Annotated in this window: 16 protein-coding genes; 12 read left to right on the forward strand and 4 right to left on the reverse strand. The window is 57.8% G+C overall.

The features are described from left to right. The 10 genes from NKF25_RS23620 to NKF25_RS23665 form a co-directional block, all read left to right on the forward strand. Positions 1–360, forward strand: a 360-nt coding sequence (locus NKF25_RS23620; protein WP_253229064.1) for a glycosyltransferase, incomplete at its 5' end; no start/stop codon positions are given. Positions 361–526: 166 nt separating this feature from the next. Then, positions 527–1,264: a DUF4129 domain-containing protein gene (locus tag NKF25_RS23625; RefSeq protein ID WP_253229065.1), complete on the forward strand. Its 738-nt coding sequence runs from the start codon at positions 527–529 to the stop codon at positions 1,262–1,264. Beyond that, the gene (locus tag NKF25_RS23630) at positions 1,261–1,842 is read left to right on the forward strand and encodes a hypothetical protein (protein ID WP_253229066.1); all 582 of its coding nucleotides are present in this window, start codon (positions 1,261–1,263) and stop codon (positions 1,840–1,842) included. Before NKF25_RS23625 ends, NKF25_RS23630 begins: the two co-directional genes overlap by 4 nt. Then, positions 1,839–3,086: a DUF58 domain-containing protein gene (locus NKF25_RS23635; RefSeq protein ID WP_253229067.1), complete on the forward strand. Its 1,248-nt coding sequence runs from the start codon at positions 1,839–1,841 to the stop codon at positions 3,084–3,086. Before NKF25_RS23630 ends, NKF25_RS23635 begins: the two co-directional genes overlap by 4 nt. Continuing rightward, the gene (locus NKF25_RS23640; RefSeq protein WP_253229068.1) at positions 3,083–3,778 is read left to right on the forward strand and encodes a hypothetical protein; all 696 of its coding nucleotides are present in this window, start codon (positions 3,083–3,085) and stop codon (positions 3,776–3,778) included. The genes NKF25_RS23635 and NKF25_RS23640 overlap by 4 nt, the downstream gene beginning before the upstream one ends. Before the next feature lie 45 nt (positions 3,779–3,823). Next, positions 3,824–4,738 carry a glycosyltransferase family 2 protein gene (locus NKF25_RS23645; RefSeq protein WP_256487814.1) on the forward strand — a complete coding sequence of 305 codons (915 nt, stop codon included), beginning with the start codon at positions 3,824–3,826 and terminating at the stop codon, positions 4,736–4,738. Positions 4,739–5,094: 356 nt separating this feature from the next. After that, positions 5,095–5,679, forward strand: a complete 585-nt coding sequence (locus NKF25_RS23650) for a hypothetical protein (RefSeq protein WP_253229070.1) — start codon at positions 5,095–5,097, stop codon at positions 5,677–5,679. A gap of 375 nt (positions 5,680–6,054) precedes the next feature. Continuing rightward, a complete protein-coding gene (locus NKF25_RS23655) occupies positions 6,055–6,312 on the forward strand; it encodes a hypothetical protein (RefSeq protein ID WP_253229071.1) in 258 nt (85 codons plus the stop codon). Positions 6,313–6,380: 68 nt separating this feature from the next. Continuing rightward, complete coding sequence (locus NKF25_RS23660) at positions 6,381–7,055, forward strand: helix-turn-helix domain-containing protein (RefSeq protein ID WP_253229072.1); 675 nt, start codon at positions 6,381–6,383, stop codon at positions 7,053–7,055. 178 nt (positions 7,056–7,233) lie between these two features. Further along, positions 7,234–7,413 carry a hypothetical protein gene (locus tag NKF25_RS23665; protein ID WP_253229073.1) on the forward strand — a complete coding sequence of 60 codons (180 nt, stop codon included), beginning with the start codon at positions 7,234–7,236 and terminating at the stop codon, positions 7,411–7,413. Positions 7,414–7,475: 62 nt separating this feature from the next. Here the strand turns inward: NKF25_RS23665 and glmU are convergent, their stop codons facing one another. Then, positions 7,476–8,657: a bifunctional sugar-1-phosphate nucleotidylyltransferase/acetyltransferase gene (glmU, locus tag NKF25_RS23670; RefSeq protein WP_253229074.1), complete on the reverse strand. Its 1,182-nt coding sequence runs from the start codon at positions 8,655–8,657 to the stop codon at positions 7,476–7,478. A 52-nt stretch (positions 8,658–8,709) separates the two neighbouring features. Beyond that, the gene (locus tag NKF25_RS23675) at positions 8,710–9,078 is read right to left on the reverse strand and encodes a hypothetical protein (RefSeq protein WP_253229075.1); all 369 of its coding nucleotides are present in this window, start codon (positions 9,076–9,078) and stop codon (positions 8,710–8,712) included. A gap of 246 nt (positions 9,079–9,324) precedes the next feature. On the opposite strand from NKF25_RS23675, the gene NKF25_RS23680 reads away from it, so the two are divergent. Further along, positions 9,325–9,621, forward strand: coding sequence for a hypothetical protein (locus NKF25_RS23680; RefSeq protein WP_253229076.1), 297 nt, complete (start codon positions 9,325–9,327; stop codon positions 9,619–9,621). A 38-nt stretch (positions 9,622–9,659) separates the two neighbouring features. Here the strand turns inward: NKF25_RS23680 and NKF25_RS23685 are convergent, their stop codons facing one another. Continuing rightward, a complete protein-coding gene (locus NKF25_RS23685) occupies positions 9,660–10,022 on the reverse strand; it encodes a hypothetical protein (protein WP_253229077.1) in 363 nt (120 codons plus the stop codon). A gap of 136 nt (positions 10,023–10,158) precedes the next feature. After that, positions 10,159–10,656 carry a PH domain-containing protein gene (locus NKF25_RS23690; protein WP_253229078.1) on the reverse strand — a complete coding sequence of 166 codons (498 nt, stop codon included), beginning with the start codon at positions 10,654–10,656 and terminating at the stop codon, positions 10,159–10,161. Positions 10,657–11,051: 395 nt separating this feature from the next. Here NKF25_RS23690 and NKF25_RS23695 point away from each other — a divergent pair, with 395 nt between their 5' ends. After that, a complete protein-coding gene (locus NKF25_RS23695; protein ID WP_253229079.1) occupies positions 11,052–12,719 on the forward strand; it encodes an NAD+ synthase in 1,668 nt (555 codons plus the stop codon). The last annotated feature ends 79 nt before the right edge of the window (positions 12,720–12,798 follow it).

The following is a 12,798-nucleotide window of genomic DNA, read 5'->3' on the forward strand; positions in this document are numbered from 1 at the left end:
TCCGGCGTTCCACACGAGGAAATCCCGTACTACATGAACGCGAGCGACGTCCTCCTCGTCAGTTCGAAACGGGAGGCCGGACCGATGGTCGTCAAGGAGGCCGCGGCATGTAACCTGCCGATCATCTCGACCGATGTCGGGTTCGTTCGTGAGGTGCTCGACGGCGTTTCGAACTGCACCGTCTCGGACGTTGACAGTGAACTGGTTTCCGCGGTCGAAGACGTGCTCACCCGGGGTGACCCTTCGGACGGACGAACTGCAATAGACGGACTGAGCGTCGATGAAATGGCCGACTCGATCGTTGATGTGTACGACCGAGTGCTCGCTGATCGCGGTTCGAAAGTGGCGGATTCTCGGTAAAACCATCAACTAATCGCCACTTCTGCAACGGGTTGAAACGGTCTTTTTTCGGAGTACTGGTGCGCCTACTGATCCATTACGAGGTCTATAATTAACCCGGTAAGGACCCATACACTATCCATGTTACCGGTGGAACCGGATACCCAACTACCGACGGGGATACCATATGAACACGGATAGACTCCTCGCAGCGGGCATCGCGTTGTGTTGTATCTTCGCCATCGGCACGTCAGCTTCGACGCTCGGGAAGGCGGTTCACACCAATCCCGACGACGTCATCGATATCAATTACAAGTCACTTCCCATCAACCCGGCCGACGCAGGGGAGTTGAAACGGGAAGCTCAATCGAAGGGAGCACCGACAGCATCACAGTCAAACGATCAACAGCGACAGCAGTCGAACCAGCAACAAAGTCAATCCAGCGCGAACAAGCAAGCAAAACACTCGAAGTCGAGTTCATCGTGGCAGAAGATGGAGTTCCTCGACGAACTCCTCGCGCTGCTCCGGAAACTCGTTCAATGGTTGGTCTGGATCGTTCCGGTCTTCGTCATCGTCGGCGGCGTCGCGGCCGGCGTTCGCTTCCGCAACCGACTGTTCGGCGGGTCGGACGAGCGGAACGCCGGGGGATACGAACGAACACCAACACCGGCACCGACGCCTGACCCGTCGAACGAAATCGAACAGGCGTGGTGGGCGATGGTCGAACGCTTCGGCGTCGATCGACCGCACACCAAAACCCCCGGAGAATGTGCACGCGAGGCCATCGACGCGGGTGGCGACGAGGACGCTGTTCGTACCCTGACGCGCACGTTCGAAGAGGTTCGATATGGCGGAGAACCGATCACTGACGACCGACTCGCCCGAATACACCATGGAACCGACAGACTCGGGGTGGGATCATGAACGGGCGCCGTGTCATGCTCGGACTCGTCGGAGTGCTCGCGCTCGTCTTCGTGGTCGCTGGCGGTGCGAACGCGATACCGATTAACTCGCTCGTAGCGACGCTCGGGAACGACTATCTGCTCGTCGTCGCCATCGGCACGCTCGGCCTGCTCGTGGCGATTCCCGTCCTCGGTTCCGGTAGGGACGGAAATCTCGTTCAAGCCGACATGCCCACCCCCGAAGAGCCAGTGACGGTTCCTCCCGCGGGAAACGACTTCGATGAGACCATCGGGTCGTGGTCCTTCCGACTCCCGTTCGTCGGTCGCAAGCACCGGCGCAGCGTCGAAAAACGGCTTCGAGCGGCGGCCGTCGAAACCGTGATGCGGGCCGAAAACTGCACTCGAAAGGATGCTCGACAGTTGGTCGAATCGGGGGAGTGGACTGACGACCCGACTGTAGCGGCCTATCTTGGCGGTACCAACGTCTCGGGAGTGGGTACCGGGAGCCGTGTTTCTACCGTCCTGACCGGTCGGTCGTGGCACCAGCGTTGCGCTCGCCGCACCGCCATGGAGATCGCGGACAGGGGTGAGCGACTATGACCGAAACACATCGTTGGCGCGGTGTCATCGCGCTCTCCCTCGCCGCCGGTGCGGTCGGTCTCGCCGTCAACCGTCCATCGATGCTTTTGCTCGGCGTGATCGGCGTCGTCTTTGCGGCGTACCCGAGCGTCTTGGGGGAGCCAGAGCCGAACCTTCGACTCGAACGTCGACTCAGCAACAGTACACCACGACCTGGAAACGAGGTCACGGTAACGGTGACGGTGACGAACGAGGGTGGGTTCCTCCCCGACGTTCGCATCGTGGACGGAGTACCTGCACTGCTCTCAGTTTCCGGTGGTTCTCCGCGGAAAGGGGTCGCCTTCTGGCCCGGTCGCTCGGTGAGTTTTTCGTATCGGGTACAAGCCAAACACGGGAAACACCCGTTCGAACCCGCCGTCGTCGTCGCCCGTGATCTGAGCGGCGCACACGAGGTGGAAACGACCGTGGCCGCGGATACGGAACTCGACTGTACCGGGACCGAGACCGATAGTTCGCTCCGGGACAAGACGCTCGACCAGGTCGGTCGCATCGTCGCGCAAAAAGGGGGGAGCGGCATCGAATTTTACCGAACCCGCGAGTATCGTGCCGGAGACGCCATGCACCGCATCGACTGGAATCGATACGCTCGAACCGGCTCCTTGACGACCGTCGAATACCGCGAGGAGAACGCCGCGACGGTCGTCGTCCTCGTGGACGCACGGGCCGTCGCCTACCGGGCTGCAACGGACGAACCACACGCGGTTGCGTACAGCGTTTCCGCGGCGGAACAGCTGCTCGCGTCGCTGCATCGTGATCGTAATCTCGTCGGTCTCGCGGCGTTCGGCCGCGAGATGTGCTGGTTGGAACCCGGTGCGGGACGGTCACATCGAGCGAATGCCCAACAGTTGCTTGCGACACATACCGCGTTCGCATCGTTTCCGCCGACTGAAGAAGCGGACCACGGGGAACAGCTCGAACAGCTCCGTATGCGGCTTCCGAGCGCAGCACAAGTGGTGTTGCTCTCCCCGCTCTCGGACCAAACCATTATCGAGACGGCGCGTCGCCTCGACGCGTACGGACATCCCGTGAGCGTCATCAGCCCCGACGTAACCGACGAGGAAAGCGTCGGCCAACGGCTCGCTGGCGTCGAACGGAGAAACCGACTCAGTGCGCTTCGAAAGGCGGATATTCCGGTCATCGAGTGGGATCCGGAGACGCCGCTCGCCGCGGCATTGCTGAATCGTCCACGGAGGGTACACGCATGAGCACGGTAACCGGAACCACGACTGCGACCCAACGACCGACACGCGTCGCGAGCGCGCTCGCAGTCGGTATCGCACTGCTCGCGATGTGGGAGCTCGGCGCGTCATCACTCGCACTCGTCCTCGAACTCGCCGGTGTCGCTGCCCTCGCCGGTGGGGTCGGTCTCTGGCGACGTGAGTGGCTCATCTCGGGCGCGTTGGTCGGGGTCGTCGGTGTCGCCGGAGTCGTCGGTGCGCTCGCCGTCGCGTCCGCCGGAATCGCTAGATTGAGCGGATTCATCCGGTTGATTCCGGGGCTTATCGGCGTCTTCGTGCTCGCGCTGGCACTCGTACCGGTGCGTGGGACGGGGTCGCGCACGCTCGTGAAAGTCGGTACTGCACTCGTCTTCATCGGCGTACTCGCGTCCGGTATCTTCAACGCGGTAACGCTCGGGACGTTACTGGTGGCGGGTGCCGCAACCGTCGTCGCGTGGGACGCGGGCGAACACGCCATCAACGTCGGGGAGCATCTCGGTCGCGGACGCGATACGCGGGAGATCGAACTCGTTCACATCGTCGGGAGCGGAGTCGTCGCGTTCGTCGCGGTCGAGGCGGCGAAATTCTCGGGAGGAGTCGGGCCATCGGGTCTCTCCTTGGCGTCGCTGGTGCTCCTGCTGGTCGCGATCGTCCTCCTCGCTGTGGCCCTCCACGATTAGTAAGTCGATAATAAAGCACAGCGGGAACGGACCTACGAGCAACGAATGGCCCCGACTGTGAGTGTTATCGTTCCGACGTACAACCGTGCACACTCTTTGCCTCGAACCGTCGAGAGCGTTCTTTCACAGACGCTCGAGGATTTGGAACTCATCATCGTCGACGACGCATCGGACGACGATACAGCCTCGGTCGTCGATTCGTACGACGACGACCGAATACGGTTCTTCGAACACGACGAAAATCAGGGTGCGAGTGCCGCACGAAACACGGGAATTGAGCATGCCGAGGGCGAATACATGGCGTTTCTCGACTCAGACGACGTGTGGCTACCCACGAAACTCGAAAAACAAGTTCTCACCCTCGAACTTCGCTCCGACGAGTGGGTCGCGGCATACTGTAAGGCGGAAACCGTCCACCCGGGCGGACAGAACCCGGCGATAAAATGGGTGACGGAGTTCATTTCACGTCGAAACAAAGCAGAAGGTGCGGAGGGCGGTAAGGAACTCATCGGGCTGGTGTTGAGCGACGATCTTCACACCAGTGCGGGATCGACGCTCATCGTGAAGAGCGAGGTCGTCCGGGAAATCAACGGGTTCGACGAGTCGTTCACCCGCTTTCAGGACCCTGAGTTCCTCATCCGAGTCCTCAAACACGGGAAACTCGCCTGCGTGAACGAAACGCTCCTCCTCCGCTACGAGACGGGGTCACCGTCGGCGGATTCGGTGGCAAAAGCTGACGAACACTACCGTCGGACGTTCACAAAAGAAGTCGAGCAACTAGAACGACAGGGAATAGACGTGACTGGAGCGCATCACTACATTCTGGCTAGACACTTCCTGAACGAAGGACAGCTCAGGACGGGGTTCCGGTACCTTCGCCGGTCGCGTAAACCGGAAGTACGACAGCTACCCGGCTTGCTGATGAACGTCTACAAGGGAGTTAAAGCAAATATCGGATGACACGACCACGATACGCACACTACTATCTGGCCCTCTCGGTACTCTCGACGATTCTGTTCGGCGGTACTATCCTTGGATTCGGCCCGCTTGGATGGTTGACACCCACCCAATCGACGGGAGTAGTGATCGTATCGTTCACGGTGCTAACGCTGTTTCAATCACTGTCAGGTAGTTAGACAATAGCACGCATTTTGTTCCCACGATAAAATATCTCCGAAGAGGCATATATTCGCGGTGGGTTCACTCCGTTCAAACTGTACAATCGCAAGACGTAAACGGAATGCAACGGCGTGCAAGAAAGCGAGAGGGTCGGTCTATTTTATGATGTGTCCCCGTCTGGATACCGTCGAAGAAACATGAGCGCTACGACGCAAACTCTCTCTGAAGCCCCGTCGTTGCCGAACGAGAACGAACCGGAAAACCTCACGAAGGACAAGATCTTCCACATCCTTCAGACACAACGACGGCGACACGCCCTACGGTATCTCAAAGAGCACGACAACCCCGTGGAAATGCGCGACCTCGCGGAACAAGTCGCCGCATGGGAAAACGACACCACCGTTCAAGCACTCGCTTCGGACGAACGCCAACGCGTGTACATCGCACTCTATCAGTCGCATCTCCCGAAACTCGACAGCGAAGGCATCATCGAGTACAACAAGAGTCGTGGAATCGTCGAACGTGACGATCTGGCCGACGAATTCGATCCATACCTCGAACCGTCTATCGAGTCCGAAACATCGGAAACCGAAATCGACATCGAGTCGGATAACGACCGTTGGTTCAGTTACTACCGCTGGGCAACCGCAGTCAGCGCGGGAACGTTCGCGGCAGCGTGGTTGAACGCACCGCTCGTCTCGGCCGCATCGACCAACCTTCTCGGTGCATTCGTCGTCGGACTGTACGCGATGATATCCGCCATGCAGATCGCCCTCCGTTAACGACAAACGTCCGAAACGAATCGTCTTGTGAGACAGTTTTTATATGTTTTTATAATTTAGAATGCATTCATATCAATTTTGTCTGACGTAGAACTATATGGCGAAGGAACTAAGCGTCCGACTACGTACTCGAAACAAATGTTCGGCCACCGGAACCATATTTGGTTGGTTATCCATACTATCCTTGTCGTTTTCCTCGTCGTCGGTGTCGCCGTGGTTCCGGCAACAGCAGGGGGTACGGACGGGACAGATACTGGACGGATTATCTCGATACATCGAACCGGAGATGCCGTCGTCACGAAAACGAACGAGACGACGTACGTTTGGCAGTCCGAACGGTACACCGCCGATGTAAAATTCCGTATAAATTCGAACGTGTCGAAGTATTCGGTCTGTCTACTGGAAAGTTACAACGGCAAGGACCCCCACAGCGTCGTCTGTCAAAGTGCGACCGTCGGAAACGGTTCGACCACGACCGTCACACTCAACGGTACCAACGCGAGCGAAACCGGAAAACGGACGCTCTATTTCCGACTGAGACCCACGTTCGGAAGCGACGTTCCGATCATCGACAGTCGAACGATCAACCAGACGGTCATCACGAAAGGGGGAGACTACGACCAAGACGCCTGACGAACGAGTTCGAGGCCGACAAAATACAAAAAAAGGGCTGGCCAGCTGACGCCCTCAACGATTCGGACATGGACAGCGACGGACTCAACGACGGGGAGGAAGTCAACAAATGGGGAACGAACCCAGTCAGCAAGGACAGCGATAACGACAGTATACTCGACGGAAAGGAGATACTCAGCGGAACGAACCCAAACAAGGCGGATAGCGATGGGGACGGCGTCAACGATGCAAAGGATCCCGAGCCGATGAACCCGAATGTTGCGAGATCGACTACGCAAGCGTCGAAAACGACGACGGCAACGAAACACCAGCAGTCGAACGGTCTTTCGGGAATACAACTCCTGCTCGTCGGTGTCGTCGGTATCGGTATTTTCGGCGCTGCAGCCTTGCTCTGGCGGGTCGGTCGTGACGACCCCGATCCACCGACACCGGTCCCCGAATCGGGAACCACCTCGATACCGGTAACGAAATCAGAGGAGGGCGATGCCGACGGTGATGAAGACATCCTCACCGACGAAGGTCAAGTGTTGAAACTCCTGCGCAATAATCGAGACCGGATGAAACAGGTTGATATCGTCGAGGAAACCGGGTGGTCGAAGTCGAAGGTAAGCAGACTGCTCTCCAGAATGGAAGAAAGGGGTGACATCAATCGATTGCGCGTCGGTCGTGGCAACATTGTATACCTCGAAGGCGCGAAACCTAACGGTGCTCGGTCGCCACATGAAGAAGATTCGTATAGTTAGTTCGATATTTAAAAAACCCGCACAGGCAAGGTGAAACGGTTGGAACACTACAGAAGTTCGACATTGTTCCAGTCAGTTTCACCTCCTTAATTGCTGGATAATAATAGTGGTACCCTGTGAAGCATGGGATACAATGTCGATAGACATGAGCGGTTCCCGAAACGTCGACGGTAGCACGATGGCCGATACACAGTGTCGTAACTGCAGTTCGTTCGTGACCCCCCAATTCGCCCGCGTGTTCGGGAACAACCGAAACGAAGTCTACGGCTGTTTCGAATGTATGACTGCGACCGAAGTGAAGAAGGGACGTGCCAACGACCCCGCCGAAGCCGACCTCGCCCGAGAGGAAATGCGGTAGTGCTAACGCGCACCTTTACTTCTCACTTCATTCCATAGCCGAAGATAACAGACAGCGCGGAGTTACTTGTCCCGAGAGACTTCCTCGTTCGGGAGCGTCATCGCACCTTCCGAGAGCGTGACACCCGGATAGAGACTGGTGTTGATGCCCGTTTTCACGTTGTCGCCGACGACGACACCGAACTTCCGCCGTCCAGTGGAAACACGGTCACCTTTCACCGTGTGTTTGACCGACTTACCGTCGTGACGGAGGTTGGCCACGTTCGTTCCCGCACCGAAGTTCACGTCACGACCGAGGACGCTATCACCGACATAGGAGAGGTGACCGACCGTCGCACCTGGCGACAAGACGCTGTTTTTCACCTCGACGCTGTGGCCGACTTTTGCGCCTTCATCCACGAGCGTTGCACCCCGGATGTACGCGTTCGGTCCGATGGTTGCATCCGAACGGATCAGCGCCGGTCCCTCGATGACGACGCCGGATTTGACCGTTGCACCCTCCTCGACGACTACATCCCCCGTGATCGTGGCCCCATCGCTCACGTCCCCACTGATATCGCGTTCCAGCTCTCCGATTTTCCATTCGTTCGCTTCGAGCAGTTCCCACGGGCGGCCCACGTCGAGCCATCGTTTGACTTCGACGGCAGTGACGTCGTATTCCTCGATGACGCGCTCCACTACGTCCGTGATTTCGAACTCGCCGCGTTCGCTCTCACCAACGTCGAGCCAGTCACGCGCTTCTTCAGGGAACACGTATGCACCAGTGTTGGCGAGGTCCGTCGGCGGGTCGTCCGGTTTCTCGACGATACCCGTCGCACGGTCACCATCCGTCGAGATGACGCCGTAATTCGAAGGATCATCGACTCGGTACGTCCCCACACCGGGGCCGTTCGAGAGTAGCTGTTTGACGGCAGCAGTATCATAGAGATTGTCGCCGTTGAGGACGGCAAACGGCCCGTCGATGTGTTCACGGGCCGCGCGAACCGCGTCGGCCGTTCCACGTTGCTCTTCCTGTACCGAATATTTGACCGGGATTCCGGCGTACTCCGCGCCGAAGTACTCCCGGACGGTGTCAGCCTCGTAGCCGACGACGAGAACGAGTTCTTCGGCACCCGCTTCGACGGCGGCGCGCGCCGTGTGAGCGACAAGTGGTTCCTCTGCAACCGGCAACATGGGCTTCGGACACGATGCGGATAGCGGTCGCATTCGTGTACCCTCACCTGCGGCCAGAACGATTGCCTGCATAGCAGTATCTTCCGCTAGAAGGCGTATAATTATTCACGGGCTAACGAGCGGACTACACGCGGAACGAGTTCTGCGTGGACGAAATCATGTCACGGAACGGATTCGACCGCTCTCGGGATGGGAGATCTTCCCAAACATCCATACCATCGTACGTCTGTCCGAACTCCAGATACTCACGCGCCAACCACAGGGCGTGGTTTTGTGACCCGAGTCCAGGGAAGAGCGTTCGCGTCTCCCCGTTCCGAACGACGAGGGCTTGCCACTGATCGCCGACTCGACGGCAGATCACCGATTCAACCCCATCCGACCATTCGATCCCGCCGTAGACGTTGCGTTGGAGCCGATAACCCTCGATACGGATCGGAATACCACTGTAACAGCCGTCAGCTTCCTTGACCCTATGATTGGCAACTTGCTTCATTCTTCTCCCTCGCTCACGTCGCGGCACTCCCAAACCATCTCTAACGTATCATTTCGAGGACACGGTAAAAGATGTTGACCTTCGTGCTCCCACTTTTTATATAGGGATGGATAGAATGGTACATATTCTATGATAAAACGGATGAAACGCAAGACGGTACCGGTTTCCCTGTTGTCGACAAACGAATAGAACAGTGTGAAACCGTATTCCCCCTTTTTAGAGATGGGGAAAGAAACGCTAGTTGTAATGAGTGCGACCGAAAGCCGCCACAAGGTTTCCGATCTCGTCGACTCGTTCGTCGGCCTCGAAATCGAAGACCCCCTCCGCGTCACCGTCGGTGACGTCACTATCGATTGCCACGTGCACGATATCGACCGAACGAACGACCGATTTACCATACTGGTGAAAACCTTCGCGGAAGATTATCTCCGCATCGAGACCCAATGGGTCGGTGGATGGCTCGATCCCCAAGTAGACCGCCTCAAGCCGATTGCGGAGGAGCGACAGCCGATCGGCGAGCTACAGAACATCGAAGCGGCGTAAAAACGGGGGTATCGATCGTTTGGAGGGAGAGGACTTTTTCACCGTTTAGCGAGTTGCGTAATCTCAACCATCAGGTCGAGACCATCAGCACACCGGAAGGTCCACGCACGATCGAAGCCGATTCCGGACCGATGTGCGCCTCGGAGTAGGGATGACAGTTTGGTTTCGAACTCCGTTTCGTCCATCGTAGGTGCGTGCTCCCCACAGGTATGTGTGGTCTCGGGGTCACTCGCCAGTCGCGTCACTTCGACCATGAGGTCGGGATGATCGTCCTCGCGGCGGAACGTCCACGAGCGGTCGAACGTGACCGCACCACGGCGTGCCGCAACCAGGAGGGCCTTCAAAGAACCCTCGAATTCTTGGGGACCTGTCCAAAGAGAGGCGCTGTCAGTTTGGCTCATTTTTCGCTTTCCTCGGTTCGGCCATATCCCCGGGGGGTAATAAAAGGAGAAACTCGTAGTGCACCGTTTCAGATCGTTTCAAACCGCGTATGTACTGTTGTCGACGTTTGTACGTCGAAAATAAGCGACTCAGAGATCACTGCCGCGGAGAGACTTTATCCAACTGTTCAGACAACAGTCCGTTGATAGATTGGGGGTTGGAAACGTTCTCAAAAACGAGATTGTTCGTCGACGTACCAGCGGTGTGTATCGTCACCGTCCCGTAATCGAAGATGCGTTCCGGAAGTGATTGTGAGAAGGCAATATCCTGCACACGATCCAATCGCATTTGTGTCACGTCCTGTGCGAAGACGCCACGCTTGTGGTATATCTCCTCGGTCGTGAGGACGAACCATTCGCTTCGCCAACGGAGAAACGGTGGGACGGCGACCGCGATTCCGGCCACAATCGGAAGAACGCCGAGCCACTTCGCCCAACCGAAGTAGCCGCTTCCGATGATACCGACACCGATCAAAACGAGGACGATACCGGCGAGAATCGACGGAATCGTCCGATAGAAACTCCGGTGACCTGCCCAGAGAACCTCCTCGTCGGGTGTGAGGTGAAGCCACGACACGTCCAAATCTTTCGTCATGGTATGAAACAACGAGGGGCGCAAGCACCTTTACGTTTGCCGCGATGTTCGTGCAAACGAGCCTGGACTATTTTCGGCCGCCGAAATGGAGAGACGATGACGACGTCGAGATAATGAGCTAAAAGGGCTATCCTCCGGCCACACCCCTCACCGTATCGCGTGTCTTTCCACAATCGTCCGAGTACCTCATGACCCGAGACACTGAATACGGTGGGCAAGGGGTGGGGCGGTATCACGAGTACACACGATCACGGAAAGGAAACCGGTATTGCCAGTAATGGAGCCATTTAAATTCCACACACCACTTTTGCCAGTATCCATACCAACCGTAAAACGTAATTTCGACACCACACCTTTGCCACTCGACTCCCTACTACCCCGTGGGACATATTGACATGCATCGGGTCGCGCTGGTACAATCGAACTACACCGTCGGGGATATCGAGGACAACGAACGGAAGATCAAGGACGGAATCCGTCGAGCACGCGAGGAGAACGCCGATCTCGTCGTGTTCTCGGAACTCGCGCTCGTTGGCTATCCACCCCAGGACCTCGTGAAACGCGAGTCGTTCATCGAAACACAACTCGCCGCTCTCAATCGGATCGCCGAGGAGGCGACTGACATCACGGCTATCGTCGGATTCGTCGCGCGGAACGCCGACGATTACGGGAAAGGAGTGCAAAACGCGGTGGCGATCTGCCGCGATGGAACGGTCGTCGGTCGGACCGAGAAACGGCTCCTCCCGACGTACGACGTGTTCGACGAGGACCGATTTTTCGAACCCGCGACGAGCCAACCGCTCCACACGCTCGGCGACGGAACCGACCTCGGCGTCAGTATCTGTGAGGACGCGTGGAACGAACCCGACGTCTGGGAGCGCCCGGAGTACGACGAGGACCCTATCGAAGACCTCGTAACGGCGGGGGCGGATCTGCTCGTGAACAGCTCCGCCAGTCCGTTTTACGGCGGGAAAGGAGAATTTCGAGAGCAACTGTTCGGCGCACACGCCAGCGACCACGGCAAGTGGCTGGTCTTCGTGAACCAGGTCGGTGCGAACGACGAGCTCATCTTCGACGGCCGATCGTTCGTCGTCGCACCCGATGGGACGATAGCATGCCGACTCGCGGCCTTCGAGGAGGATTTCACCGTCTACGACGTTCCACTCGACGCTGAATCGCCTGCGACGGTAAACATCGCCCCCGAACCCCCGGTTGGAGCGGCAGAGATCCGGTCGGCACTTGCACTTGGGATCAGGGATTACGTCCACAAAACGGGGTTCGAGGACGTCATCGTCGGGCTTTCGGGTGGTATCGACTCCTCGCTGACGGCCGCGCTGGCCGTCGATGCGCTCGGCCCGGAGAACGTCCTCGGCGTCGCCATGCCGACCAGATACACCAGCGACGAGAGCGAGATCGACGCCCGCGAACTCGCCGACAACCTCGATATCGACTTCCTCGACATACCGATAGAGGACACCTTCGAATCGTTCGAGACGGAGTTGGCACCGGTTCTCGACGAGGAACCGAGCGTCACGGAGGAGAACGTCCAAGCCCGAATTCGAGCGACGACGCTGATGGCGATCGCAAACGAACAGAGCCGTCTCCTCCTCGCGACCAGCAATCGGAGCGAACTCGCCATCGGGTACACCACCCTCTACGGCGATATGTGTGGATCACTCGCTCCGATCGCGGACTGCCCGAAAACGTTCGTCTACGGGCTTGCAAATCGGATGAACGAATCCGAGACGACCATCCCCGAACGCGTCATCGAAAAGCCGCCCTCCGCGGAGCTTCGAGCGGATCAAACCGACGAGGACGACCTCCCACCGTACGAGGTTCTCGATTCGATTCTGGTGGGGTACGTGGACGAAGGGTTGACCGCCGACGAACTGGTCGAATCGGGACACGACCGCGAAACGGTTCGTCGAGTACTTTCGATGCTACATCGATCCGAGTACAAACGGTTTCAGGCCGCTCCCGTGCTCAAGGTGTCACCGAAAGCGTTCGGCGTGGGATGGCGATACCCGCTCGCGGCAAAGTACGAAAGCATCCTCCCGAAGTGAACGAAATCGGAGAAGTGTGTCACGTCCGCTCGCAAAATATTCACCATTTTACGAAGAATGATTTTTATATCTATACTGT

Origin of the sequence: Haladaptatus sp. AB643 (genome assembly GCF_024136975.1) — an archaeon.
Classification (GTDB): Archaea; Halobacteriota; Halobacteria; order Halobacteriales; family Haladaptataceae; genus Haladaptatus.